This window comes from Wenzhouxiangella psychrophila (genome assembly GCF_042310375.1).
Taxonomy (GTDB): Bacteria; Pseudomonadota; Gammaproteobacteria; order Xanthomonadales; family Wenzhouxiangellaceae; genus Wenzhouxiangella.
The window spans coordinates 231,792-257,447 of the sequence record NZ_JBHJMQ010000004.1 but is presented as its reverse complement, the minus strand read 5'-3'; the positions used below and the strand labels follow the sequence as shown (position 1 = coordinate 257,447).

27 protein-coding genes are annotated in these 25,656 nt (G+C 62.3%); 18 read left to right on the top strand and 9 right to left on the bottom strand.

The features are described from left to right. Window positions 1-16: 16 nt before the first annotated feature. On the top strand, window positions 17-622 hold the full coding sequence (locus ACDC66_RS07775) for an ECF-type sigma factor (protein WP_376696128.1): 606 nt from the start codon (window positions 17-19) through the stop codon (window positions 620-622). 3 nt (window positions 623-625) lie between these two features. On the opposite strand, the gene ACDC66_RS07770 is transcribed toward ACDC66_RS07775, so the two are convergent. The 3 genes from ACDC66_RS07770 to ACDC66_RS07760 all read right to left on the bottom strand — a co-directional run bounded on the left by ACDC66_RS07770 (window position 626) and on the right by ACDC66_RS07760 (window position 5,310). After that, window positions 626-853, bottom strand: a complete 228-nt coding sequence (locus tag ACDC66_RS07770; RefSeq protein WP_376696127.1) for a hypothetical protein — start codon at window positions 851-853, stop codon at window positions 626-628. Between the two features lie 293 nt (window positions 854-1,146). Next, window positions 1,147-2,868: a tail fiber domain-containing protein gene (locus ACDC66_RS07765; RefSeq protein WP_376696126.1), complete on the bottom strand. Its 1,722-nt coding sequence runs from the start codon at window positions 2,866-2,868 to the stop codon at window positions 1,147-1,149. Window positions 2,869-3,003: 135 nt separating this feature from the next. Next, window positions 3,004-5,310, bottom strand: a complete 2,307-nt coding sequence (locus tag ACDC66_RS07760; RefSeq protein WP_376696125.1) for a right-handed parallel beta-helix repeat-containing protein — start codon at window positions 5,308-5,310, stop codon at window positions 3,004-3,006. Between the two features lie 129 nt (window positions 5,311-5,439). On the opposite strand from ACDC66_RS07760, the gene ACDC66_RS07755 reads away from it, so the two are divergent. The 5 genes from ACDC66_RS07755 (at window position 5,440) to prpC (ending at window position 10,897) form a co-directional block, all read left to right on the top strand. Next, a complete protein-coding gene (locus ACDC66_RS07755; RefSeq protein WP_376696124.1) occupies window positions 5,440-6,510 on the top strand; it encodes a phosphotransferase family protein in 1,071 nt (356 codons plus the stop codon). A gap of 205 nt (window positions 6,511-6,715) precedes the next feature. Then, window positions 6,716-7,303 carry a PH domain-containing protein gene (locus ACDC66_RS07750; protein WP_376696123.1) on the top strand — a complete coding sequence of 196 codons (588 nt, stop codon included), beginning with the start codon at window positions 6,716-6,718 and terminating at the stop codon, window positions 7,301-7,303. Continuing rightward, window positions 7,290-8,813, top strand: a complete 1,524-nt coding sequence (locus ACDC66_RS07745; RefSeq protein ID WP_376696122.1) for a PH domain-containing protein — start codon at window positions 7,290-7,292, stop codon at window positions 8,811-8,813. The genes ACDC66_RS07750 and ACDC66_RS07745 overlap by 14 nt, the downstream gene beginning before the upstream one ends. An 81-nt stretch (window positions 8,814-8,894) precedes the next feature. Next, window positions 8,895-9,779: a methylisocitrate lyase gene (gene prpB, locus ACDC66_RS07740; protein ID WP_376696121.1), complete on the top strand. Its 885-nt coding sequence runs from the start codon at window positions 8,895-8,897 to the stop codon at window positions 9,777-9,779. Then, the gene (gene prpC, locus ACDC66_RS07735; RefSeq protein WP_376696120.1) at window positions 9,776-10,897 is read left to right on the top strand and encodes a bifunctional 2-methylcitrate synthase/citrate synthase; all 1,122 of its coding nucleotides are present in this window, start codon (window positions 9,776-9,778) and stop codon (window positions 10,895-10,897) included. The genes prpB and prpC overlap by 4 nt, the downstream gene beginning before the upstream one ends. A gap of 39 nt (window positions 10,898-10,936) precedes the next feature. On the opposite strand, the gene ACDC66_RS07730 is transcribed toward prpC, so the two are convergent. Then, the gene (locus ACDC66_RS07730; RefSeq protein ID WP_376696119.1) at window positions 10,937-11,554 is read right to left on the bottom strand and encodes a DUF502 domain-containing protein; all 618 of its coding nucleotides are present in this window, start codon (window positions 11,552-11,554) and stop codon (window positions 10,937-10,939) included. Window positions 11,555-11,783: 229 nt separating this feature from the next. Next, a complete protein-coding gene (locus tag ACDC66_RS07725) occupies window positions 11,784-12,848 on the bottom strand; it encodes a M14 family metallopeptidase (RefSeq protein ID WP_376696118.1) in 1,065 nt (354 codons plus the stop codon). Window positions 12,849-13,026: 178 nt separating this feature from the next. Here ACDC66_RS07725 and ACDC66_RS07720 point away from each other — a divergent pair, with 178 nt between their 5' ends. Genes ACDC66_RS07720 through ACDC66_RS07705 form a run of 4 tightly spaced genes read left to right on the top strand, consistent with a single transcriptional unit; the run spans window position 13,027 to window position 17,602 of the window. Next, the gene (locus tag ACDC66_RS07720) at window positions 13,027-13,947 is read left to right on the top strand and encodes an ABC transporter ATP-binding protein (protein WP_376696117.1); all 921 of its coding nucleotides are present in this window, start codon (window positions 13,027-13,029) and stop codon (window positions 13,945-13,947) included. Then, window positions 13,944-14,684 (top strand): ABC transporter permease subunit, encoded by a 741-nt coding sequence (locus ACDC66_RS07715; protein ID WP_376696116.1) that lies wholly within the window; start codon window positions 13,944-13,946, stop codon window positions 14,682-14,684. Before ACDC66_RS07720 ends, ACDC66_RS07715 begins: the two co-directional genes overlap by 4 nt. Before the next feature lie 3 nt (window positions 14,685-14,687). Beyond that, window positions 14,688-16,535 carry a GldG family protein gene (locus tag ACDC66_RS07710; protein WP_376696115.1) on the top strand — a complete coding sequence of 616 codons (1,848 nt, stop codon included), beginning with the start codon at window positions 14,688-14,690 and terminating at the stop codon, window positions 16,533-16,535. Then, window positions 16,532-17,602 carry a DUF4340 domain-containing protein gene (locus tag ACDC66_RS07705; RefSeq protein WP_376696114.1) on the top strand — a complete coding sequence of 357 codons (1,071 nt, stop codon included), beginning with the start codon at window positions 16,532-16,534 and terminating at the stop codon, window positions 17,600-17,602. The genes ACDC66_RS07710 and ACDC66_RS07705 overlap by 4 nt, the downstream gene beginning before the upstream one ends. Before the next feature lie 6 nt (window positions 17,603-17,608). Here the strand turns inward: ACDC66_RS07705 and ACDC66_RS07700 are convergent, their stop codons facing one another. Next, on the bottom strand, window positions 17,609-18,532 hold the full coding sequence (locus ACDC66_RS07700; protein ID WP_376696113.1) for a LysR substrate-binding domain-containing protein: 924 nt from the start codon (window positions 18,530-18,532) through the stop codon (window positions 17,609-17,611). Window positions 18,533-18,616: 84 nt separating this feature from the next. Between ACDC66_RS07700 and ACDC66_RS07695 the strand changes: the two genes are divergently transcribed. Next, window positions 18,617-19,021, top strand: coding sequence for an acyl-CoA thioesterase (locus ACDC66_RS07695; RefSeq protein ID WP_376696112.1), 405 nt, complete (start codon window positions 18,617-18,619; stop codon window positions 19,019-19,021). Window positions 19,022-19,027: 6 nt separating this feature from the next. Here ACDC66_RS07695 and ACDC66_RS07690 read toward each other — a convergent pair whose 3' ends face one another. After that, entirely contained in the window at window positions 19,028-20,131 is a 1,104-nt protein-coding gene (locus ACDC66_RS07690; protein ID WP_376696111.1) for a RuBisCO large subunit C-terminal-like domain-containing protein, read from the bottom strand. Window positions 20,132-20,200: 69 nt separating this feature from the next. On the opposite strand from ACDC66_RS07690, the gene ACDC66_RS07685 reads away from it, so the two are divergent. The 7 genes from ACDC66_RS07685 to ACDC66_RS07655 are packed head-to-tail and all read left to right on the top strand — an operon-like array spanning window position 20,201 to window position 24,169. Continuing rightward, a complete protein-coding gene (locus ACDC66_RS07685) occupies window positions 20,201-21,211 on the top strand; it encodes a tryptophan--tRNA ligase (RefSeq protein ID WP_376696110.1) in 1,011 nt (336 codons plus the stop codon). Further along, the gene (locus ACDC66_RS07680) at window positions 21,208-21,894 is read left to right on the top strand and encodes a fumarylacetoacetate hydrolase family protein (protein WP_376696109.1); all 687 of its coding nucleotides are present in this window, start codon (window positions 21,208-21,210) and stop codon (window positions 21,892-21,894) included. The genes ACDC66_RS07685 and ACDC66_RS07680 overlap by 4 nt, the downstream gene beginning before the upstream one ends. A gap of 2 nt (window positions 21,895-21,896) precedes the next feature. Continuing rightward, the gene (locus ACDC66_RS07675; RefSeq protein ID WP_376696108.1) at window positions 21,897-22,274 is read left to right on the top strand and encodes a fluoride efflux transporter FluC; all 378 of its coding nucleotides are present in this window, start codon (window positions 21,897-21,899) and stop codon (window positions 22,272-22,274) included. Continuing rightward, window positions 22,271-22,678: a fluoride efflux transporter FluC gene (locus tag ACDC66_RS07670; RefSeq protein WP_376696107.1), complete on the top strand. Its 408-nt coding sequence runs from the start codon at window positions 22,271-22,273 to the stop codon at window positions 22,676-22,678. Before ACDC66_RS07675 ends, ACDC66_RS07670 begins: the two co-directional genes overlap by 4 nt. Before the next feature lie 21 nt (window positions 22,679-22,699). Continuing rightward, the gene (locus ACDC66_RS07665) at window positions 22,700-22,987 is read left to right on the top strand and encodes a hypothetical protein (protein ID WP_376696106.1); all 288 of its coding nucleotides are present in this window, start codon (window positions 22,700-22,702) and stop codon (window positions 22,985-22,987) included. Between the two features lie 34 nt (window positions 22,988-23,021). Further along, window positions 23,022-23,582 carry a hypothetical protein gene (locus tag ACDC66_RS07660; protein ID WP_376696105.1) on the top strand — a complete coding sequence of 187 codons (561 nt, stop codon included), beginning with the start codon at window positions 23,022-23,024 and terminating at the stop codon, window positions 23,580-23,582. Then, on the top strand, window positions 23,579-24,169 hold the full coding sequence (locus ACDC66_RS07655) for a hypothetical protein (protein ID WP_376696104.1): 591 nt from the start codon (window positions 23,579-23,581) through the stop codon (window positions 24,167-24,169). The genes ACDC66_RS07660 and ACDC66_RS07655 overlap by 4 nt, the downstream gene beginning before the upstream one ends. 97 nt (window positions 24,170-24,266) lie before the next feature. On the opposite strand, the gene rimK is transcribed toward ACDC66_RS07655, so the two are convergent. Next, window positions 24,267-25,172, bottom strand: a complete 906-nt coding sequence (gene rimK / locus ACDC66_RS07650; protein ID WP_376696103.1) for a 30S ribosomal protein S6--L-glutamate ligase — start codon at window positions 25,170-25,172, stop codon at window positions 24,267-24,269. A 32-nt stretch (window positions 25,173-25,204) separates the two neighbouring features. Next, entirely contained in the window at window positions 25,205-25,654 is a 450-nt protein-coding gene (locus tag ACDC66_RS07645; RefSeq protein ID WP_376696102.1) for an ATP-dependent zinc protease family protein, read from the bottom strand. Window positions 25,655-25,656 lie beyond the last annotated feature (2 nt).

The following is a 25,656-nucleotide window of genomic DNA, read 5'->3' as shown; positions in this document are numbered from 1 at the left end:
GTGCAGGAGGACAATCTTGAGCAGCGATGCCTTCCGTGAGGTTCCCGAGCATGCGGTCACGCAATTGCTGGAGGAAATCCGCGAAGAGCCGGAGTTGTTCGAACGGCTGATGCCCCTGGTTTACGACGACATGAAACGCATCGGTCGTGCGCAGCGCCGGCGCCTGGGTGGGGGCGCAACGCTGCAGACGACGGCCCTGGTGCACGAGGCATTTCTGAAAATGCGGCGGAGCGACAAAGGTGAGATCGAGAACCGGCTGCATTTCCAGCGCCTGGCCGCCTGCGTGATGCGCCAGCTGATACTCGATTACGCCCGCAAGAACCTGGCCGCCAAGCGCGGCGGCGATCAGATCAGGGAGACCTTTCACGAAGCCGATTACAGCATGGAAACCGAGGACCTCGCGCGGGTCATCGCCGTGGACGAGGCGCTCGAGCGCATGGCCGAGAACGATCGTCGTATGACCGAAGCACTGGCCGCGCAGCTTTATGCCGGCGTGACCGTAGAGGAGATCGGGGAAATGCTCGGCCTGTCCAGCCGCACGGTGATCCGCGACCTGCGCCGCGCCCGCGCCTGGCTCAGGGTCGAGCTGGCCGATTTCGATCCCGGTCTTGAATCCCCATAACCACTAATTCATGCGACGTTCTGTCAGCATGATCGACAGCATGACCGGCAGGTGACTGGAATCAGTCGATCCGCGATCGAGGTCGCCCTGATTGTCATTGAGATACAGGATGGCATGTTCGAATCCATGGCCGTGGAAGCGCCACCGCAGTCCGCTACGATCTTCGCGGAACTCGACTGATTGGAACTTGCTTTGAAGGGCCGTCTGATAGGTTTCCGCCCATTCCTCCACGCTGCCCGGCAGGGCGATGTTCAGCGCGATCTCCCGACCGGTGGGCTCCCAATTTCCCGAGCTGTTACGGACGATCAGTTAGTCATCGGGCAGGGGAATCTGTTCCGGAAAGTCGTTGGGCAGCGTGAAGCCCGTTGATGCCGGGTTCGATGCTGGCGAACCCGGTGGATCCTGTGGCGAACTGTCGCTCGGATCGCCGGACGAGCACGCTGCGAACGATATGATGGCTGCGATCGCGAAGATCCAGGTTCCGATATGGTCGGCAGGTCGGCCGCTTGCATAAGATTTATTGTTCATGGCGTCGTGGCGCTCTTGGCATGATTGCTCATTCTTGTTTCTCCGATCAAAAGGGCTTCCAGTACGAGGAGGCGCTGTGCCAACTCATCGTTTCGCTCGACGACGGCCTGAATCTCCTCATCCCCGATGGGGCGTTCCGCAAGTCGCTGGCGCAGGGTCTCGTTTTCGGCTTGCAGTTCGGTCATTCGATCCCGGTCGTCCTTCATGGCAGCGTGCAGTTCAATGATGGCCGCCGTGTTCAGGGCCGTGATCTGGTTGTAGCGAATACCCAACGTGTCATCGGAGTCGGACACGGCCGAGGGGATTACATCGCGTACCTGCTGCGCGATCAGACCGAGGGAAAGTTCGCCGTCGCTCGCGCCCGATTGCATGCGGTACTGCGCGGGCTGCAAGCTCAATACCCGGTGGAGCGGATTCTCGATGGGCCCGATGTCCGTCTTGAAGCGGGCGTCGGAGAGTGTAGTGAACTGGCCGCTGGTGTCGATGCGCGCGACCAGGGTGTCGTTGTAGCGAAAGCCCAGGTTGTCGGAAGTGGCGATGTAAAATGCCCAGTTGTTGGTGCTGGCGCCACTGCGTTCAATCTGCAGTCCGATACTGCCGTTATCGGTGCTGCGCTGTTTGATATGCAGATCACGATTGGGGTTGCTGGACCCAATGCCGACGCCGCCGGCGGCGCGAATCAGAAATTGATTGTCGCCGGTGGATTCTAGGTTTTCATCGGTATTGTCTGCCCAGACAAAGGTCCCGTCATGACTGGCCGTGGCGCGCCGACCGGCAGCCATGCTGAAGTTTCCAGCAGCCGTGTTTTCGAGGCCGCCAGCGACGAAGCTCAGAAATCCGCTTGCTTCATTCTTAGACCCGCCCCCGATGAAACTACCGTCGCCAGCGGCAATGTTACTGTCCCCGGCGCCGATGAAGCTGCCAGCACTCGTGATCTGGTTGTGGGCTCCCCCACCCACAAAGCTAAGTGCACCGTCCACCGTATTCACAGCCCCACCACCAATGAAGCTGTTCAGTGCACTTGCTTCATTCTGATACCCACCTCCTACAAAGCTTCCTTGACCGCTGGACGAATTTTCCATCCCACCACCAACAAAGCTTCCATAGTTCGAGGCGGTATTGTCATAGCCACCTCCGACGAAGGAGGCCACCCCGTAAGTGACATTGTTGCTCAGGACCCCCTGCAACGTACGGCCGCCGCTGACGAAACCATTCATTCCGTATGCTTTGTTCCCTGGTTCTCCCGAGACCACGTTGCCCGCAACCTGCAGTTCGGCACTAGGGCTATCCAACCCAATACCGACATTTCCTGTATCGAAGTAGAGGTCACCATCGACGCGCTGCCAGTTGGAGCCGGCTCCGGCCGGAACGTTCAGCGCCATGGGTACGGCGGTGATGCGCTGTCTCGGCGTCAGGGGCGTGCCGTCGACGCTTGCTTCCAGCCACAGCGGCTGGCCGGTGAAGACCTCGCCGAAATCCAGTTCGACCGAGAACAGGCCGTCGCTGACCGCAACCTGTGTGAGCGGGATCGTGGGGCCTATCGGCAAGTCGTCGGTGGTGTGCTCATGCAGGGTGAAGCTCATGTCTGCCGCGCCGACAAACGGTTCTCCGCCGTCCTGGAGCTGGCCCTGGTAGGTGATAGTGGTATCGGCGATGGCCGGTGTGGCGGCCAGCACCAGGAGAAAGGCGAGCGTGATGGGTGTAGTTTGTCTGCGCATGATCGGCTTCCGTTTCTGGAATGATGAAGGACTCAAGGGTGGCTACGCAATCGAGCCGCATGCGAGGACACGGCTTTAGAAAACCGCCACCCGATCGGTCGGTGCGACCAGGCGGCGACGCGGGATGCCGTCGCGTCACGGTTCCTCGAAGCGATCAGAGAAGAGTGCGTCGGAAACGATCAGCGGAATGGGCTGGTGCGTGAACTGGCTGGTGCTGCCGGAGGCGTCCGTTGCAGTGGCGACCAGGTGGGTGGACGAGTCGACGGGTTGGGTCAGAGTCAGGGAGCCCGTGCGGAACTCGAACGAGGCCGACTCGGGATAGGTTTCGGAGCCGATGTAAGTCAGCCCCTGTGGCCTGTTACCGTCGGCCAGGTACAGATCGATGGTCAGCGGGTAGTCGGCGTTGGTCGGTACGGTCTGGACCCGGTAACGGTACTCGAGCTCCCCGGTGGCCTGATCCCAGCTCGTGGCGTTGGGATCGAAATCGGGATAGTTAAGCAGCGTATTCGGGCCGGTGCCGCTTCCGCCCACATCTAGCGCTGTCATGCCCAGGTCGATTCCCGGTGTCGTCGCGGTTCCGTTGGCGTGGATTCGGTTGCCACGCAGTACGTTTCCGATGGACCCGATGTTAGCGCCCAACTCGAAGGAGATGCCGGCACCGTTGTGGGCGATCACGTTGCCGCTGTCGGCTCCGGGCTGCCAGGTTCCGGAATCGATCGTATCGTCCGCAGCGTAGCCGATCCGGTTACCGACGGCGCCGGAGTCCAGTCGAATGGCCGTGGCGTTGCCCATGGGTGTGCCGTCGGGATGGACGCCGATGTGATTGCCCAGGACAAGGGTCTCGTGGGCGCCGTCGAGCAGGATCCCCACGGTAGAGCTGTTGACGATGGTGTTGCCTGTGTTGTCGGATTGGCCGATCCAGACACGGTTAAACTCTGAACCGACCACGATACCGACGTCGTTGCCCATCGGCGTACCGTCGGCATCGGTGCCGATTAGGTTGTTGCGGATCGCGACCAGGGCGGTTGAGTTGGCGTACCCGTTGACCATTACCCCGACCGAGTTGTGGCCGATGATGTTGGCGTCGTTCGGATCGAGCGATCCGAGCTGCCCAGGGCCAAGGAAGGTCACGCCGCTGCCCGCATTGTGGGTGATCGTATTGCCCCGCATGAAGAGCACGCCCTCGCTTAGGGTACCTATGCCTTCGAAATTGTTGGAGACCAGGTTGTTCCTCAGTAGGTTGTCTGTACCGCTGAATACCCCTATGCCGAGTTGCGTGCCCATGCCAAGATTCTCGCCTTCGGCGTTGGTGCCGATGTAGTTCCAGGCAATCACGTTATTATCGGCTGCGATGGCATTGTCGTCGCCGATGACAATGCCGGATGACTGGGAATAGCCGATTGTGTTGCGACCTCCCCCGGAGGTGCCGATCTGGTTGTCCGAACTGGTGATCTCAACGCCGTTCACCCCGTTGCCGTATTCCAGTGGAGGGTAACTGGTATCTGCCTCGCCGTCGTGGGGTATGCCGATCGCATTTCCCAGGACCACTTGCCCGTCGGCCTCTATCAATATGCCGGAGCCGTCGTTGTTGGAAATCGTGTTGCCTTCAAACAGGCCGATACCGTTGGCGGTTCCGGCGCTAGAAGCAATGTGAATGCCGTGCCCTGAGTTTCCCGAAATCGGCGCGAAGGGGCCGAGAGTAATATCGGGTCTTCGAAGCCCGACTACGTTGCCTTGCAGAACGTTGTTGGCCGATCCGTTGCGGATTCTCACGCCGTTGGCATCGTTGGCGTGGATCACGTTGTTTCTGATCTGGCTGCCATTGGCATTGCTGATGTCAAGGCCCTGGCCGCGATTGCCCGGGGCATTCCATGCCGTACCACCCCAGAACCCGCCGAGGACGTTGTTCTCGATAGTGTAGTTTTCGCCGCCCGATATCAGGATGCCGCTGTTGGCGAATTTCGAAATGCCGATGCCTCTCACCACCGACCCGCTGGCTCCCGAGCCTAATCTCAGCCCGCTGAAGCTGCCGGTTTCCGGGCCTTTAAGAGCAAGATGCGTTCGATTGTCATCGTCGTGTTCGGGGTGCGTATCGCCGGCGATGGTGACCTGGTTCGAGATATAAGGCAGGGCGGAGGCGATGTCGATGACCGATACGTCACCGATGGTGGTTTCGATCCCGCTGGAGATCTCGATCACGACCGGCCCGTCGATCTCGTTGGCTGTTTCGATTGCAGCACGCAGCGTGCATTCGAGGATGAGTGGCGGCGGGTCTCCGAGGACATTACCGGTAGAGCAGGTGCCGGTTTCGGGATCCAGACCCGGATCATCGCCCAGGCTGTTAATCGTCAGTGTCGTCTGTGCCGACACAGCGCTAACGGCAAGGACCATGCTGAGCGCCGTTGCCGTCCGGAGCAGGCCATGTTGAATCGTCCGTCTCATGCTGCAGTCTCATAGGGGCTTGCAGAGGGTTACGCGTTTGAGGACCAAACGAAGACACGAATCCTATAATCGGCACCCGGGAGGCACTGATCGGGCCGTGTATCATGGCGTTTTGCTTCGGGGAAAACCATGCCGGAGAATGATCTGATCGATCGGCCGAAGGACCTGCGCGAGGAGGATCGCTTCGACGTTTGCGCCGTCGATGCCTGGCTCAAGGAGCGGCTTGACGGACTCGAGGGCCGGCCCGAGGTCCGACAGTTCTCGAGGGGCGCTTCGAACCTGACGTACCTGCTGCGCTACGCCAACCGCGATCTAATCCTGCGCCGGCCGCCGCCGGGGACCAAGGCAAAGTCGGCGCACAATATGGTGCGCGAGCATGACCTGCAGGACGCGCTCAAGCCCGTCTATCAGTATGTGCCGGAAATGCTGGCATTGTGCACCGATCATGCAGTGATCGGTTGTGATTTCTACGTCATGGAGCGTATTTCCGGGATTATCCTGAGGCGCAATCTGCCCGTTGGCCTCGAGCTGGACGAGTCGCAGGTTCGCCAGCTTTGCCTGAACGCCGTCGATCGGCTGATCGAACTGCACTCGGTGGACGTCAAGGCAGCCCGGCTGGATGGCCTGGCCAAGGGCGGAGGTTACAACCGCCGCCAGATCGAAGGCTGGTCGAACCGCTTCCGCAAGGCGAAGACCTGGAATGTTGGATCCGGCCGTTATGTCATGGACTGGCTGGCCGAACATATTCCCGACGAGGTCGCGATCCGCATCATCCACGGCGACTTTCGCTTCGATAACCTGGTGCTCGATGGTGACGATCCGATGCGCATCATCGGGGTGCTGGACTGGGAGCTGGCCACCCTGGGCGACCCCTTGATGGACCTCGGTAACTCGCTCGCCTACTGGGTGCAGGCCGATGACGACTTCTACTTCCGCGGCTTCCGCCGCCAGCCCACGCATCTGCCGGGGATGATGACGCGTCGCGAGGTGGTCGACTATTACTGCGGCAAGACCGGCTTCGAGCCGGATAACTGGGCCTTCTACGAAGTCTACGGCCTGTTTCGCCTCGCCGTGATCGCCCAGCAGATCTATTACCGTTACCACCATCGCCAGACCAGCAACAAGGCTTTCAGGCACTTCTGGTTCGCCGTCAACTACCTGCTCTGGCGTTGCCGGCGGATCATCAAGCGCGGGCACTGATCAGTAGCCGTCTCAAGCGGGGTCCGCCAAACCCGAGCCCTGGGGTGCTGGAGCGAGTTTCAAAATTCGAATGACTGAAATTCCGATGTCCTAAACCGGGCATTGGTGCCGTTCTGGGTTAATAGCCACTGCGTGACTAAATGCACTGTTCCTAGGTGCATTTTTATACGATATTGATTGGTGTTTTCAATCGGAAGAGAGAGGGATGGAGCAGGGAGAGATTTTTACAAACGAGCAGGTCGATGCGTCGACGTTGCCCGACTTTCGGCGCGCCGAGCTCACGCCGGTGGCGGACGCCTATCTGCCCTGGGCACTGATCACGCAGACGTTGTTCTGGCTGCTGCTGGCCGCCGTTGCCGTGGTGCTGCCGCTGCTGCCCTTCGAGCTTTTCGATGTGATGGTGGAGATGGGATTTTGGTGGCTGCCGTTGCCGCCGCTGGGCGTGGCGGTGATCGCGGCGGTCCATGCCCGGCTGGATGCCCGGTATCGCGCCTGGGCGCTGCGCGAGCATGATCTGATCTATCGCTACGGCGTCGTGTGGCGCAAAACGGTAATCGTGCCGTTTGCCCGAATCCAGCATGTCGAGGCCGTGCACGGGCCGCTGGAACGCTACCTGGACCTGATGCGGGTCAAGTGCTTCACCGCCGGCGGCATGACCGCCGACCTCACCGTCAAGGGCCTGGATCGGAGTGACGCGCGGCGGGTGCGCCAGTACCTGCTCGAGCAGATCGCCGAGACGGCCGATCACGAGGAAGACGTTGACGGCGAGGAGCCGGCTCGTGAAGCCGATTGATCTCAATACCTGGCAGCGCCTGGCGCCGATGGCGCTGCTGTTTCTGGTCATCAACGGCGGCGCGAAATTCGTTCGCGAGAACCTCTACGCCTTCGCCGGCGCCGGCGCCGGGTTCGCCTTTCTCGATCGGCTGGGGCTGCGCGAATTCATGCTCGGCGGTCTGCTTGTACTGCTTGTCGGGATACTGATCGCGGCGGTTTATCACCGTCGCTTCCGGTTCCGCATCGAGGGTGATGCTATTCGCCTGCGCCGGGGGATCATCGAGAACAAGGACCTGCGCATCCGCTTCGCGCGGGTGCAGAACGTGGGCCTGAGCCAGCCGTTCTACTTCAGGCCCTTCGGGCTGGTGCGCTTTACGCTAGAAACGCCCGGTGCGGAGTCGACCGAAGTGTCCCTGCCGGGGGTGAGCCGGGAACTGGCGCTGGCCTTGCGCGACCATATTGCCCGCGCCGGCGGGGCGCCGGCCGTCGAGGACGAAGCGGCGGCCGCTACGGGCGAGGAAGAGGTCGTGGCAGGCGCCGGAGAATCCGACGCGACCCTGATTCACGCCCCAGGGAATCCGAGGTTGTTCGCCCATGGACTGGTCAGCAACCAGGTCTGGCTGATCGCCGGGGTGGCTGCCTGGCTGTCGGGATCGCTCTGGGAGCGTATCGAGCAGTGGATCGACTCGATCGGCGTCAGTGTCATTGTGCAGCGGATCCTCGAATTCGGCTGGACCGGGGCGGCGGCGCTTATCCTGATGCTGGTCGTTTCGTTGTTCGTGCTGTCCGGTGTGTTGTCCCTGGTGCGCTATCACGGCTTTACCCTGCGCGATCTCGGTGATCGATTTCTCGCCGTCGGCGGCTTGCTCGACAAGCGCGAGCAGAACATCCGTCGCCAAAAGTTGACCGGCCTGACCCTCTACCAGACCGCACTGGGCCGGTTGATCGGCCAGTGGTACCTGGTCGGGAAGCAGGCGACCAGCAAGGAAGTCGAGGTGGACCGCTCGGGTCAAAACTTCCTGATACCGGGCCTGAGGAAAGACAACTTCGACATCGTCGCCCGCCTTATGGAGGGCTTTTCGGTGCCGGATGAAATGCGACCGATCAGCCGCCGTTTCAGAACCCTGTTCTGGTCACGCATCAGTGCTGTGGCGCTGGCGCTGGCCGGGCTGGCATTCTGGCAGTTGCCGGACCAGCGCCTGGCGGTCGCCGGGGCCCTGGGTTTGCTGTTGCTGGTGCTGTGGTTGATCCACCGTAGCTGGCGTTGTTGGGGCTGGCAGGTTGCCGACGGCGTTTGCTGGATACAGCAGGGGCTGTTCGGGCTGCGACGTGATGCTTTCGAGCTTTCCCAAGTGCAGCAGGCTTCGGTTGTGCGCACGCCGTACTTTCGACGTCACGGCCTGGCCTCGGTGCGACTGGTGCTTCCCCAGGGACAGGTCACGGTGCCGTTCATTGCCCTTGATGACGCGGTCGATCTGGCCAATCGGGCGATCCATGCGGCCGAGACCTCCCTGGCGCATCGCGTCTGAGCTCACCTCGATTGGCCGGGTCCGAGAGCGGCCCCGTGATAAAATGCACGGCTGTTTCCCTACACCGGAGTCCGGTTGATAATGAGCGATTACACGCCCGGCGCACGCTTTCGAAAGCTGGTGGCCGAACAGCCGCCACTGCAGGTCGTCGGCACCATCAATGCTTATTCCGCGCTGCTGGCCGAAAAGGCCGGCCATCGTGCCATCTATCTCTCCGGCGGTGGCGTGGCAAATGCTTCCTACGGCCTGCCGGATCTCGGTATCACGCAGCTGGCTGACGTGGTTGAGGACGCACGCCGCATCACCGCGGTCAGCGATCTGCCGTTGCTGGTCGATGTCGATACGGGCTGGGGGAGCGCTTTCAATATTGCGCGCACCGTTCGCGAAATGGAGCGCGCCGGCGTAGCGGCGATTCATCTCGAGGATCAGGTGGCAGCCAAGCGCTGCGGGCATCGGCCCAACAAGGCCCTGGTTACCCCCGGGGAGATGGCCGACCGGGTGCGCGCTGCTGTCGACGCCCGGCAGGACGATTCGTTCGTGTTCATGGCGCGTACCGACGCCTACGCGGGCGAGGGCATGGCCGCCGCGGTCGATCGGGCCAGTCTCTACGTCGAATCCGGGGCGGACATGATCTTCGCCGAGGCACTGCACACGCTCGAGGAGTTCGCAGAGTTCGCCCGCCAGGTCGATGTTCCGGTGCTGGCCAATATCACCGAGTTCGGCAAGACGCCGTTGTTCTCGGTCGACGAGTTGCGCGAAGCGGGCGCCGGCCTGGTGTTGTACCCCTTGTCGGCGTTTCGCGCCATGAGCAAGGCGGCCCTGGCCGTCTACGAAGCGATCGAGCGCGACGGCCACCAGAAGAACGTGGTCGATATGATGCAGACGCGCGATGAGCTTTACGAGGTGCTCGGCTACCACGAGTTCGAGCAGAAACTGGATCAGTTGTTCAGCAAGGAGTCGTCATGACCGAGAAGAAACCCTCCGCCGGCCTGCGCGGCCAGTCCGCCGGCCGAACCGAGATCTGCACCGTCGGTGCAACGGGCAACAGCCTGCGTTATCGCGGCTATGCCGTCGACGATCTGGCCGAAAAGGCCTCGTTCAACGAGGTTGCGCACCTGATTCTCAAGGGCCATCTGCCCAATCGTGAAGAGCTGGACGCGTACACGAAACGACTGAAGTCGCTGCGCGGTCTTCCGGACGCGCTCAAGGAAGTGCTCGAGCGCATTCCTGCGTCGGCGCACCCCATGGATGTGCTGCGCACCGGCTGTTCGTTCCTGGGCAACCTGGAAACCGAAGAGAATTTCGACGCACAGGAGGACGTGGCCGATCGCCTGCTGGCCAGTTTCCCGTCGATGATCACCTACTGGTATCGTTTCAGCCACGACGGCAAACGCATCGACGTCGAGACCGACGACGACAGTATCGGGGGGCATTTCCTGCACCTGCTGCACGGCAAGTCGCCGAGCGAACTGCATGCGCGGGTGATGGACGTCTCGCTGATTCTCTACGCCGAGCACGAGTTCAATGCCTCGACCTTCACCGCACGCGTATGCGCCTCGACCCTGTCGGACATGCATTCCTGCGTGACCGGCGCCATCGGTTCACTCCGGGGCCCGCTGCACGGTGGCGCCAACGAAATGGCCATGGCCATGCTCGAGCAATATCACACACCGGAGCAGGCGCGTGATGACGTGCTGCGCAAGCTCGAGGTCAAGGAAAAGATCATGGGCTTCGGCCACGCGGTCTATCGTGAGAAAGACCCGCGCAACGCCATCATCAGAGAGTGGTCACGCAAGCTTTCCGAGGACGTTGGCGACGACACCTTGTTCCCCGTCTCGGAAATCGTCGAGAAGACGATGTGGGACGAGAAGAAGCTGTTCGCCAATGCCGATTTCTATCACGCCTCGGCCTATCACTTCATGGGTATCCCGACGGGACTGTTCACACCGATTTTCGTGATGTCGCGCGTGACCGGCTGGTGCGCCCACATCATGGAGCAGCGCGCCGACAACCGCATCATCCGTCCGGGCGCCGACTACATCGGGCCTGATGATCGGGCAGTGCCTTCAATCGACGAACGATAACGGAGCAATAGGGCCGGGCACAGCCCGGCTCTCTTAATCTTATCCTCCTCGTCGTGACATTCCGGCGGTAAGAATCAACCGCAGGGCGTCCTCGAACTGAAGATCGACTGGCTCGCACCATGCCTTCGGCACGAACAGCGTGTAGCCGCCGATCTGGTAGCTCATCGGCAGGTAGACGGCGACCTCTCCCTCCTCGCCGAAGGGCAGTTCGGAAAACTCCTCACGGGTAATGAAGCCCAGCAGGCCGGCTTTCAGCTCCGGGTGGCGAACCATGACGACCTGGCTGAAGCGCCGGGTCTCGTCACTGGAAAAATACTCCACGAAATCCTTGGTGGCCCGGAAGACCGACTTGATCACCGGCATGCGGTCGAGAATGGCTTCACCCAGGTCGATGAACTTGCGAAACAGCCATATCTGGCTGAGTATGCCGATCGCGACGACCAGCACAATGCCGCCCACCAAGCCCATTCCCGTTATGTAGAGGTCTTCCGGCAGGACCAGCTTGATCAGTGTCCCGATGCCTTTCTCGGCGATGCCGGCAAGCCAGATGACGATGGCCAGCGTCAATGCGATCGGGATGATCGCGGCCAAACCCTTCAGGAACAGGCCGACGAGTCGAGTGACCAGGGATTCAGACTGTTCGGTTTCAGAGGTCATCGATCTTTTTCCTCAGTTTCTCTCGCTGATCGGTGACGATGCGCTCGAGCGTCTCAATGCGCTCGCGCAACTCGGTTTCCACGCGTTCGAAATGTTCCCGTTCAACGGACCGGCCCTGCTTCGACTGGAACCAATATCAGGATACGGCGACGATACCCATGATCGCGGCTATGGCAACCATGGCAGAAAACAAATTCATGTTCTAAGCCTCCTGCGAGGATCAGATGTGTCAGGGCCGGCTTTCGGGCAGTTCATGCCAGGCTTCGGAATCTTGCGCCGGCCGCCCTACCGGAATACGCTCCATGAGGTGACAGAGACAGTCCTGCCGAATGACGCGCTCGTCGGTCGTGAGCATGGCCGGCATCATGGGTCTGCTGGTGAGGATATCGCCATTGTCGGTATGGAACCAGACCGCCGAGGCGTCAATGTCGTCATGGCCGCGAACCAGCAGGGCGCGCTCGATCGGCGAATTGACGTGGCCCAGCCGGGTTCCCGGGGGCAGCTCCCGGAAATTGAGTTGGTCGAGGTCGGGACGCAAAATGATGTCCGACCCGTCAGGCGTAAAGCTGAAGGAGTTTGCCGGCGGCAGATTCACCGTGGCAACCATCTGGAACAGTTCGATATCTTCGGGCGAAGGCGGTCTGTTTTCGAGCGCTTCGGCGTTGATGATCGACGACAGGTAGGACATGGCGTGATCGGCCCCGTCCAGACGCGAGGGCGGACCGCACTCCAGTGTCACCGACGGGCAGAATTCGCCGAAGGCCATGGACTGGACCCCACAGGGCTGGGTGAAGTAAAGCACCGTACGCGAGAACAGCGAGGCGAGGCGCAGGTGTGCCGGCTCGATGCGATTGATGGCCGAGTAATGCGGGTTTTCCCCGGTGTTGTTGTGGATGTCGATGCTGGCCAGAGGTTTCTGCGCACGTACATGCGCCGTGATGCGCTCGAACAGGCGGTGGATGGGGCCGGTCTCGCTGTCGGAGCCGGGCCAGCAGCGATTGAAGTCGGGCTGGTCGGACAAATAGCGCCGATTGCGTGAGGCGGCGCGGACGTTGGCGATCAGCAGGATCAGGCTGCGCGGCAGGGGGTCGCGGGCGTACCGGCCCTTGAGCAGGCGCCTGACCGCTTCCCAGCCCGAAATCTCATTGCCGTGCTGGAGGACGCTGACGAACAGCGGCTGCGGGCGTCGCCCCGGCAGGTGGATGAGCGTGGGGCCGTCGAGCACTTCGTGCAGGCGGCTGGCCGGCCGGTCGAGCAGGCCGTCGGGGAGGTGGTCGAGGATAACGGGTTCCATGAGGAGGGATAACGTAACCGCTTCTCGTCCCGGTGGAAAGACCTGTTATGGTGCTCCGAGCTCGATCAGGGGAACTCGTCGCGCGAAAGCGCGGTCTTGATAAACCGCGAGCCTGCCCCTGGAGCAGGGTTGGCGAACGGTTCTTGTACAACAACCAGTCAACAAAGAGTACGGACGGATGCTTGCAGCCAGGAATCTGACCCGTCGCTTCGGCAGCCTGCTGGCCGTCGACGACATCTCCTTCGAGGTGGAACCCGGAACCGTCCTAGGTTTCCTCGGGCCCAACGGGGCCGGCAAGTCCACCACCATGAAAATGCTGACCGGTTTCCTTTTGCCGTCGTCCGGTACGGCCGAAATCTTCGGCCATGATATCCGCAGCGACTCGGTGGCCGCGCGGCGAATGATCGGGTACCTGCCTGAGGGCGCGCCGCTTTACGGTGAGCTGACGGTTTCTCAGCTACTGCACTTCATTGCCGATGCCCGGGGCTTTTCCGGCAGCGAGCGCGATCGCCGGGTTGCCGAATCGGCCGCTCGCCTCGAGCTTGGGGGTGTCATGCAGCAGACGGTCGAGACCCTCTCCAAGGGCTTCAAGCGGCGCGTGGGCCTGGCGCAGGCCATTCTGCACGATCCGCCGGTGCTCATTCTCGACGAGCCGACCGACGGCCTGGATCCAAACCAGAAGCAGCAGGTTCGTCACCTGATCCGGGAGATGGCGCCGGACAAGATCATCGTCATTTCCACGCACATCCTCGAGGAGGTCGATGCCCTGTGTGGCCGAGCGATGATCATCGCCCGCGGGCGCTTGCTGGCAGACGATACGCCGGCGGGCCTGCTGACGAGATCGCGGTATCACAATGCCGTGACCCTGCGTGTCGACGATCCCGAGCGGGCCGCATCCCGCCTGGGCCAGCTCGAGGAGGCGCGCGAGGTGGAAGTGCGCAATGCGCGCGTTACGGTCTTTCCTTCCGAGCACGGCAATCTTTTCCAGGCGGTCAGCCGGGTGATGGAGGAAGAAAACTGGACCGTCCAGCAGCTACAGTACGAGCCGGGCCGACTCGACGAGGTGTTCCGCAGCATCACGCGTGAGGAGGCGGCATGAATCTTCGAAATATCGGCACGGTCATGCGGCGCGAGCTGATCGGCTATTTCGCCACCCCGGTCGCCTACGTGTTCATCGTCATCTTCCTCGTGATGTCGGCGGCGTTCACGTTCTATATGGGCGGCTTCTACGAGCGCGAAATCGCCGACCTGGAACCCTTCTTCCGCTTCCATCCCTGGTTGTACCTGTTCCTGGTGCCGGCCGTGGGAATGCGGCTGTGGGCGGAGGAACGCAAGTCCGGCACGGTCGAGCTGTTGTTGACGCTACCTTTGACCATTGCCGAAGCAGTGGTCGGAAAGTTCATTGCGGCCTGGCTGTTCATCGGCCTGGCGCTGGCGCTGACCTTCCCGATCTGGATCACCGTCAACGTGCTGGGTAACCCGGACAACGGCGTCATCGTGGCCGCCTACGTGGGTAGCTGGCTGATGGCCGGCGGCATGCTCGCCATCAGCGAGGCGCTCTCGGCGGTCACACGCAACCAGGTGGTGGCTTTCATCATTTCGGTGGTGGTCTGTTTCGGCTTCCTGTTGTCGGGGCTGCCGATGGTGCTCGATCTGTTCCGGGGCTGGATGCCGCAGGTGCTGCTCGACGGCGTGGCCAACCTGAGCTTCCTGGTGCATTTCAACTCGATTTCCCGCGGCGTCATCGACCTGCGCGATCTGGTGTATTTCGCCCTGGTCATCGGTTTCTGGCTGACGGCCAACCGCATCGTGCTCGAACTGAAAAAGGCGGACTGAGTCATGAAGAACGTCTACAGTGCAACCGGGCTGGTGCTGCTCGCACTCCTGTTTCTTGCCCTCACCATTCTCGGTGGAACGGCCCTGCGCGGCATGCGCATCGACCTGACCGAGCAAGGTCTTTACACGCTCAGCCCGGGATCGATCAATATCCTCGAAGACCTGGAAGAGCCGGTGACGCTCGAGTTCTACTTCAGCGAGGAGGCCAGCGCCGACCTGCCAATGGTGCGCAACTTTGCCCGCCGGGTGCAGGAACTCCTCGAGGAGATGGCTGAACATTCCGATGGCAATCTCAAGGTTCGCCGCGTCGATCCCGAGCCTTTCAGTGAGGCCGAGGACCAGGCCGGCAGCTACGGCCTGGAGGCCGTGCCGACAGGCAGTGGTGGCGATAGCCTCTACCTGGGCATTGTCGGCACCAACACGATCGACGGCCTGGAAGTCCTGCCGTTCATCTCGCCCTCGCGCGAACAATTCCTCGAGTACGAGCTCGCGCGCATGGTCTACCTGCTCAGTCGGCCCGACAAACCGCGCGTGGGTTTGCTCAGCGGTATCGACATGGATGGCGGCATGGACATGCAGACCGGCCAGCAGCAAGATCCCTGGGCCATCCAGGAGCAGATCAGCGACATGTTCGAAGTCGAGAGAGTGAATTCCGAGGATGAGTCTCTGCCCGAGGACATCGATGTGCTGGCGCTCGTCCACCCGCAGGAGCTTTCTGACGCCTTACTCGCCGATATCGAGGCATTTCTTTCAGAGGGCGGAAGATTGCTGGCCTTTGTCGACCCCTGGGCCGAGAACGCCACGCCGGCCAACCCGAACGATCCCATGGCCGCCATGAACATGGATCGTGGCTCCAATCTGGCGACACTGTTCGATGCCTGGGGTGTGGATTTCAGTGCCGAGCGCTTCGTTGCCGATGCCGGTCTGGCGCTGCAGGTGAATACTGCCGAAAGTCAGCGGCCGGTTCGCCACGTCGGAATCCTGGGCGTTACCGCCGACAACATGAACGCCGATGATGTGATCACCGGCGAACTCGACGCGGTGAATCTGGCGAGTACCGGAAGGCTGGCGCTGGCTGAGGACAGTCCGCTCGAGATGGAAGCGCTGATGCGCTCGAGCGAGCAGGCGGGTCTTATGGACGCCGAACGGCTTCAGATGCTGTCGGATCCTTCGGGCCTGATCGACGAGATGGGCGCGACCGGTGAGCAGTACACGCTGGCGGCCAGGCTCACAGGCGAGGTGCCGAGGGTTCTCGGCGAAAGCGACGGTCAATATCCGCTCAATGCCATCGTCGTGGCCGATGTCGACATGCTCGCCGATCGCTACTGGGTGCAGCGCCAGCGCTTCTTCGGGACGAGCATGCTCGAGCCTTTTGCGGGTAACGGCGATTTCGTGATCAATGCCATCGACAACCTGATTGGCAACGCCGATCTCATCAGCGTGCGTTCCCGGGCGACTTCGAACCGGCCCTTCACGCTGGTGGAATCGCTGCGGCGCGAGGCCGAGGAGAATCTCCGCGCCACCGAGCAGCGTCTCGAAGGAGAGCTGGCCGAGACCGAACAGCGGCTCACTCAGCTCCAGCAGGCCCGCGGAGATTCGGATCTCGACATTCTCACCAAGGAGCAGGAAGCCGAGCTTGATCGCTTCATGGAGCAGCGCGTGGAGATTCGGCGCCAGCTGCGCCAGGTGCGTCGCGAACTTGACGAGGATATCGAGGCGCTGGGCACGCGCATCAAGGCGGTGAATATTGCCCTGATGCCGGCGATTGTCACCCTGTTCGCGCTGGTCATGGCCTGGCGCAAGCGGCGCCTGCGCTACCGGAGCGACGAGGTGGGAGGTGACGGACAATGAATACCAGGATGCTGTTGGCCCTGGGGCTGGCAACGGTCGCGGCCGTAGCCCTGGCACTGATATTCGTGGATCGTTCGGATGAAACCCGCTCAGAAGGCGACGAGCAACTTCTCCTGCCCGGGCTGGCCGACCGGGTCAATTCCATCGATGCCCTGGATATCGTCGGGCCCGATGGTCAGACAGTGGCAACCCTGCGCCGCGAGCGAGAGCGCTGGCGAATGCGCGAAAAGCACGATTACGAAGCGGATTTTGCCCGCATTCACGACCTCTTGCGGGATCTGGCCCGGGCCGAGCGTCTTGAAGGGAAAACCGGCAAGCCCGAGTGGTACGGACGCCTCGGCGTAGCCGCCCCGGGTGAAGGCGAGGGCAGCGGTACGGCGGTGCGCTTTCCGGATGCGGAATTACCGGTGATGATTGTCGGTCGGACGGATCCGGCGGGCATCGGGCGCTACGTTCGCCGTGGAGACGAACCGCAGGCCTGGCTGACCGACCGGAACCTGGACTTGCCGGTCGAGAGGATGGAATGGCTCGAACGCGCGATCATGAGCATCCCGGCCGCCGACATTCGTGAGGTGAGCGTGCGCCATCCGGACGGTGACGAAGTCGAGCTGAGACCCGGCGATGAGGAGGGCAGCGTCTGGGTGATGCTCGATCCGCCGGCGGACCGAGAGGTCAAGCAGGCCTGGGAGCTCCAGCGGGCGGCCAATGCGCTTGCCGCGCTGAATATGGAGGACGTGCGGCCCCACGAATCCGCTCCGGTACCCGACGACGCCGTCGAGACGGTTTACCGAACCCGTGACGGCATTATCTTTACCGCAAGGAGCTGGTCGGACGAGGAAGGCAATTGGGTTCACTTTCGGGTAAGCGAAGACGAGTCCCGTGATTCGTCCGAGGATTCCGGCACCAACTCCCCCGGAACCGGGGCTATGGACCGCGAGATCGATATCGTCGCGGTGGACGGGCGCTTGGCACCGTGGCAGTTTGCCGTCTCCGAAGAACGCTTCGACCTTTTCAGGCCCACTACAGAGGATCTGCTGGTCGCGCCGGAAGAAGCGTCGGAAGGCTGAAGCGCCTCAGCTTTCGGTATCGCTTTCCGGCGGCGTGAGCAGGGCCGGGTCGATGTCGGCAAACACTTCCGCAAGTTCTTCGAGAAAGTCGGCCAGCGCCGAGGACTTGCGCCAGACCATCGCGATCGTTCGCTTGGGGCCGGGGTTCTTGAATGGGCGGGTGACGAGGTTTTCTGTGCTGGCCAGAGGCGGTTTGATGGCCAGGGTCGGCATCAGCGTGATGCCGGCGTTCGCCGCCACCATGTGACGCAGCGTTTCCATACTGGTGGCATGAAAGTCCATCTTTTCCTGCGCGCCGGTGAGCTGACAGACTTCCAGCGCCTGCTCACGCAGGCAGTGACCATCTTCGAGCAGCAGTAGCTCCTGGTCGGCCAGATCATCCATGTCCACTTCGGGTACCGAAGCCAGGGGATGGTTGGCGGGAACCGCCAGGACAAAGGGCTCTTCGAACAGAACCCGGCTCTCCAGCCAGTCCGCAGTCAGGGGTAGCGCCAGCAGGCCGGCGTCCAGCTTTCCCTCGGCGAGCATGTTGATGACGTCCTCGGTCTTTTCCTCGTACAGCCGAAGGGTAAGCCTCGGAAATGCGTGGCGAATGTTCGGAATCACGTGCGGAAGGAAATAGGGTGCCAGGGTCGGGAAGATGCCGATGCGCACGGTTCCGCTGTGCGGATCATGGGAGCGGCGCGCTATGGCGCGAATGGCTTCCATCTCTCCGATCAGCGTGCGGGCGCGGCCGACGATCTCCTCGCCCACGGGAGTCAGCATGACCTGCCGCGGGTGGCGTTCAACGAGCTGCACCTCGAGCTCTTCCTCGAGTTTTCGGATCTGGGTGCTCAGCGTCGGCTGACTGACATGGCAGTGCTCCGCGGCCCGTGAGAAATGCCGGACGTCGGCGAGCGCGATAAGGTACTGAAGCGCGCGGAGATTCATGGCGCGAGATCATATCAAATAACTATCAAAGCTATATCCTTGGGCGATGCATGCGTTCTGTGCTGCTCGCGTATACTTGCCAGCATGGAAGATCACAACGACCGCATCGAACGATCACGCACGCGCATTACCAAGCTGGTGTTCCCGCAGGACACCAACCCCATCGGCACGCTCTACGGGGGCACAGCGCTGAAGTGGATGGACGAAGTGGCCTTCCTGACGGCCACCCGATTCTCCCGCTGCCAGATCGTGACCGTGTCCATGGATCGGGTCGACTTCAAGGTGGCCATTCCACAGGGTGCCATCGTGGAGCTTATCGGCGAGGTGACGCGAGTGGGCAATACCTCGCTGACGGTTCGCGTTCAGATCCTGCTGGAGGATTCGCGCAGCGGCGCCCAGAAACTCGCGATCGAGGGCCACCTTGCGATGGTGGCCGTCGACGACGACATGGAACCCATTCCGGTCCTTCCGGAAGCGAGACAGGCCTGATCGTTTTCAGGCGAGCTCGGCGATCGCCTGGCGGGTGGCCGCCTCCAGTTCATCCCCCTGCCTGAGCAGGTCGCCGCCCACCAGAACGGCGTAGTCCGGACCCAGGCGCCGGCCGGCATCGCCGACCTGGTCGAGCCGCTTGCCGCCGCCGGTGCAGGGCAGGGTGGCGCCAAGCGAGCCCAGGGTGGACGTCAGCGCCCGGCAGGTATCCGACTCGTCGTCGTGGCTCGAACTGATCCGTCCGCCTCGGCCCGGAAAAATGCTGATGTCCGCGCCGGCGACGCGGGCCAGTGTGCCGAGAAGGACGTCCGTTGCGATACCCCGGTCCCGGGGCTCGGTGAAGGTGCCGGCGAGCGCCGGGTGGGCCAGCCACATCAGTTCGAATTCACGTGCTGCAGTGGCCGCGGTTTCCAGGCCCATGACCCAGGGGCACAGAACCACGCCATGCAGGCCGGCCAAGGCCACGGCTTCGAGCTGTCGCTTGAGATGATCGCCGCTGCCGGCGACGTGCGGCAGATAGAGGCATGTTTTGCCAGTAATATCTCTTGACTTTTCAATGGATTGAGAGCATAAGTTAATTCGTTTCAAAAAGCTCTGAATGTCGCGTTCGACCAGGTTCTGATCATCCTTGAGCAAATCGCCCCCACCCAGCGCAAAGCGCCGGGCGATGTCGGCTAAATGCTCCGGGCTGCTGCCTCGTGGTTTGAGGGCGGTCATCAGCATGGCGCGGTCATGGACGCCGGTGATCCGCCGGATGCCGTCAATACCCCCGATGGGGCCCGGATAATCGCTGAGCAGTGATTCCGGCAGGCTCAAGCTGGTAACACGGATGCGCGGATAAAAGGACACGTTGCCGTAGAGGAGTTGAAAAAGCTGGCCCAATTGTCCGCTCGCGAGCTCGACCGGATAACCGATCCGCAGATGCCAGTGGTGGCCATCGACCCGGTCGACCCCGAGGACGTGCCCCAGCAAGCGCGCGCGGATATCGTCGGGAATCAGTTCCCGCACGATTTCGAGGCTCTGTTCGCGCGCGATGCGTCCCGCGAGCTCCTCGGGATCGAGTTCCGGGCGAGTTGCGAGGTAGGTGGCTTCGATCAGTTCACGCGTCATGATTGGATTCCGGCGGCTGTGTTCGAGCGCTTACAATAACGCCTTTTACACGACGCCAGATTCCAGCCCATGACTGCCCACAAGCGCGTTCTTACCGGAATTACCACCACCGGCACGCCGCACCTCGGCAATTACGTCGGTGCGATCAAGCCGGCCATTGCCGCCAGCCGCGATCCCGAGACCGATTCGTTCTATTTCCTGGCCGACTACCACGCCCTGGTCAAGTGCGATGAGCCGGCACGGGTACAGCAGTCCACGCTGGAGATCGCCGCGACCTGGCTGGCGCTGGGGCTGGATACTTCCCGGTCGGTCTTCTACCGCCAGTCGGATATCACCGAGATTCCGGAATTGACCTGGCTGTTGACCTGCGTGACGGCCAAGGGCCTGATGAACCGGGCGCATGCCTACAAGGCGGCGGTCGACGAGAATGTCGAGGCCGGAGACGACCCGGACTGGGGGATCACGATGGGCCTGTTCTCCTATCCGGTGCTGATGGCCGCCGACATCCTGATGTTCAACGCGCATCGCGTGCCGGTTGGCAAGGACCAGGTACAGCATCTGGAAATGGCTCGCGATATCGCCCAGCGATTCAATCATCGCTACGGTGAGCACTTCGCGCTGCCCGAAGCCGAGGTGGACGAACACGTTGCCACGCTGCCGGGCACCGACGGACGCAAGATGTCGAAAAGCTACGACAACACGATTCCGCTGTGGCTGTCCGAGAAGAAGCTGCGCAAGGCGATCATGAAGATCAAGACCAACTCCCAGGAACCCGGCGAGCCCAAGGATCCCGATTCCGCCGCGGTGTATTCGGTCTACGCGGCCTTCGCCGGCGAGCGCCAGCGCGCGGCGATGCGCCAGGCCTTCGCCGACGGGATCGCGTGGGGCGAGGTCAAGCAGCAATTGTTCGAACTGATCAATGCCGAACTCGAGGGGCCGCGGGAGCGATACGAGGCATTGATCAACAATCCGCACAAGGTCCAGAAAGAGCTCGAGCGCGGCGCCGAGCGGGCGCGTGAGCTCAGCCGGCCGTTCATCGCCGAGCTGCGCGAGGCCGTAGGCATTCGATCGCTTGGATGAGTGAAGAAGCCGTAATATGGCGTCCGCCCATGCTGCCGGTCAGCGACGGTCGGGCTTATCCGGTGCGGCATGCCTGGTGCGTGGGGCGAAACTATGCCGAGCACGCCCGCGAGATGGGCGTCGATCCCGAGCGCTCGGCGCCGGTGTTCTTTTCCAAGCCGGCCCAGGCGCTGGTGCATGTCGATCAAGTGAAGTATCCACCCGACACCGGTGAGCTGCACCACGAAGTCGAACTCGTCGTCTTTCTGGCTGGGGGTGGTCGGGATATCTCGCCGGAGGAGGCGAAGGCTGTGATCTTCGGCTATGCCGTCGGCGTCGACCTGACGCGGCGCGATGTCCAGGCCCGGGCCAAGCAGGCTGGCCAGCCCTGGGAGATGAGCAAGGGCTTCGATCAGTCGGGGCCGGTGGGCATGATCGTGCCCGCGGCCGGCTGGCAACCCGGCCCGGAAAGCGCCATCGGGCTCTCTGTCGACGGCGATCGGCGTCAGTCGGCCGAGTTGGGTCAGATGATCTGGGCCGTTCCCGAACTGCTCGCACAGTTGTCGCGGACGGTCACGCTGGCCGCCGGCGACGCAGTATTTACCGGTACGCCGGCCGGGGTCTCGGCGCTCGATCCGGGCCAGCGCGTGCGCGCGCACATCGAGGGTCTACCGGAACTCGCTTTCGAACTCGTTTCCGCCTGAAGATGGTCGAGATTGCCCTGGTCGCATTGGGCAGCGGGCTCGGTGCGGTGTCGAGATTTGCAATGGGGCAGTGGGTACTGCGCATCGACTCCCGCTTTCCCCTGCTGGCCACGCTGGGGGTCAACCTGAGCGGTTGCGGCCTGGCCGGGTTGTTTGCCGGCAGTGCCTGGCAATCGCACGAGCTCGCGGCGAGTTTCCTGGCTACGGGCTTTCTGGGCAGTTACACCACCGTGTCGTCTTTTTCGCTGGAAACGCTGGGTCTCTGGCAGTCGGGCCGTCGGGGCAGGGCGGTTGCCTACGTCCTGACTTCCATGGTCGGCGGACTGCTTCTGGCCTGGGCCGGCTGGCTACTTGCCGCGCATATGGCGGGGCTGTCGTGAGGCTGGGGCCTTCGGTTGGCGTCTATGTTGCCGTCGCTGTCGGTGGCGTTGCCGGTGGCCTGCTGCGTGCACTGGTGTTGGCCTTGTGGTCGGGGCAGTCCGGGGAGTTTTCGTTGGCTTTGCTAACGATCAATTCAGGCGGTTCATTCCTCATCGGCCTAGTGCTGGCGTTCAGCGAATCTGCCAGACGTCACCGGCTGCCACCGGCAATTGCACTGGGCCTGATGGCCGGTTTCTGCGGCGCCCTGACCACCTTCTCGACCTTTGCGCTGGAATCGCTTGCCCTGGTGGACGAGCCGGCCATTGCCGCCGGGTACGTGGCCGTGTCGCTCGCGTGCTGGCTGGCTGCCGGCGCTGCCGGCCTGTTTGCGGGCAGGCGCATGAACGCGCCGGTTGGCACCTGATGAAACAATGGATGATTGGAGATGTCGATGCTGATTGATGCCCTGATCCTGCTTCCGGTCACGCTGTTCCTGCTGTGGCTTTACGCCTACTCCGGGCCGCGGGGCTTGACGGGCCGCCGTTGGCTGGCCGACCGCCTGCCGGCGCTCCTGGCAGTGGTAGTGGCCGGAGCGGTGTTGGTCGGGCTGCACCTGACGCTGGCGTTCGACGATCTCAATCGCAATATCATCGCCGTGGTCAGCGCTTACCTGGTGCTGCTGGCCGCTCTCGGCGTCGCCTGGCTGTTGCGTTGGCTGCGGTCGAGACGTTGATATACTGCCGGCTGATCAGAGGGAGACGTCTGTAATGATGCCCGATGGTTCTTATTCGGTAGACAGACTGCTGGAGTTCCTCAAGCACGCCGGGATGGAGGGGCTGATCAATCCGGCGGTGGCGCGGGCGCGCAGGAAGGCGGTCGAACAGCTGGCGGCGGAACTGACCGAGGAAGAGCGCGCCGATTTGCGCAAGCTCGATGTCGACGAACTGGCCTCACGTTTCCACAAGCTCGAAGGTTCCAGCATTCGCAGCGAGGCCCTGTCGCTGTATGCCGAACGGGTTCGGATGGCGCAGGCGGACTTCCTGGCCTGGAACGAGAACCCGGCCGGCTTCCAGAGTGTCGGCGGCGAGCGGCGCCGCGCCATTCCACGTGGCTCGCTCAGCCCCGAGCGTGAGATGGCCGAACGCATTACCCTGGAATCGACCGAAAACCCTTCCAATATCGTTCCTATAGCGTTGCGCGAGGACGAAACGGTCTACGTGGCCAACCTGCCGCTGGATCTGACCGCGCAGGAGGCCGAACGCATCGCTCGGGTGGTGCGGGCGTTCGCCCGTGACGACGACGAAATCCCGCCGGACGCGGAGTCATGAGTCGCCTGTTCATCATCGTCCTAATGGTGATCTTCGGGCTCACGGGGGTCAGCCTGTGGCTGTATTTTGTTTACGGCACCGGTGGGGGGCAGTTTCGCGAGGAGTTGTCGCCGGAGCTGGTCGTATTCTGCATCGAGGCTTTCTTCCTGGTCGGTCTGCTCGGCCTGATCCAGCGCTACCTGGAGCATCGGCGTCGGCAGCAGATGTGGCTGAGCCTTCGCGGTTCGTTTCGTGACCTGCTGTCGCTGCTCGACATCGCCTTCCTGGAACCCAACACGGAGCCGACTTCCTCGAAGGAACTCGAGCGCGACCCCCGGGTAATCGACCGCATGCTCAGTGAACTCGAACACAAGCACCCCGACCTGGACAGCCTGGTGGCGCTCAAGCGGGAGGGCGAGGAGTCGCTGTCGATGACGCGAGACCTGGTTGCGGTGGCTGCCCAGCTTTCGGCCACGCACATGAACTGGTGGATCGCCATCGTCGACAGCATCCGGCGCCTGGCCGAAGCGACCGATCGTCGCGGAATGGAGAAGGGGGTCCACGAGATGCTGGTCAATATCCGGGAATTCGATCGCCTGGAGTTCTAAGGAACCTCTGAACATTTCTGCGCGGGCGCGATGCGGATAAAAAGGCGGGGTGGCTGTAGGCCACCCCGCAGTCTCGTTCGGGTTGTAGACCGCCGAATCAGCCCTTTCCGCGGGTACGCGTCTTGTTCTTCTGGGCGTTTTTTTCCATGAAGCTGATGATCAGGCCGGCGACATCCTTACCCGTGGCCGTCTCGATGCCTTCCAGGCCGGGCGAGGAGTTGACCTCCATCACCAGCGGGCCGTGGTTGGAGCGGAGCAGGTCAACGCCGGCGACGTTGAGGCCCATGATCTTGGCCGCGCGTACGGCCGTGGAGCGCTCCTCGGGCGTGATCTTGATCAGGCTGGCGGATCCGCCGCGATGCAGGTTCGAGCGGAATTCGCCCGGCTGGGCCTGCCGCTTGATGGCCGCGACGACCTTGCCACCGACGATGAAGCATCGGATGTCGGCACCACCGGCTTCCTTGATGTATTCCTGCACCATGATCGACACGTTCAGGCCCATGAAGGCTTCCAGCACCGACTCGGCGGCCTTCTTGGTCTCGCACAGCACCACGCCGATGCCCTGGGTGCCTTCGAGCATTTTCACGACCAGGGGTGCGCCGCCGACCATCTGGATCAGGTCGTTGATGTCCTTGGTGGCGTAGGCGAATCCGGTTACCGGAAGGCCGAGGCCCTTGCGCGACAGAAGCTGCAGCGAACGCAGCTTGTCCCGCGAGCGGGTGACCGCCACCGATTCATTGAGCGGGAAGGTGCCCATCATTTCGAACTGCCGCAGCACGGCGGTGCCGTAGAAAGTGACGGATGCGCCGATGCGCGGAATGACCGCGTCAAATGGCTCGATCGGATCGCCGCGGAAGTGGATCGTCGGCCGGTGCGAGGCAATGTTCATGTAGCAGCGCAGCGTATCGACGATTTGTACGTCGTGTCCCCGTTCCTTGGCAGCCTCGACCAGGCGGCGAGTGGAGTAAATACGGCGGCTGCGGGAGAGAATGGCGATGCGCATGGTCGGCGAACCCCTGGGTGTTCGAATGAAGCTTACAGGCGCGGCTTGCCCTGCAGGAACGTGCGTGCCGGGTACACCAGCGCATGGTTTTCCATGGCGGTGCGGCCCAGCAACATACGATAGCGCATTTTCTCACGATTGGTCAGGGTAATGTCCACATCCCAGCGCGAATGACCGACCACCAGTGGGGTTCGGATGGTCAGGCGCTCTTCCAGTTCACCGGAGGTGTTGCGCACCCGGCGAATCCGGCGCACCTCGGCTTCACAGCGCTGCCAGCGAACGGTCTCGTGGCGGCCGATAGGGACGTGGAAGATCGCCAGCTTGATGCCGTCACGTTCGATCTGCTCGATGTCGCTGGCATGCATCGCGCAGGTCTTGGCGCCGGTATCAACCCGCGCGCGCAGCTGACTGATCCCGAGATCGGGCAGGGCGACCCACTCACAGGCGCCGATAATCATGTTGGGCTGGATTTGCGACTTCATCC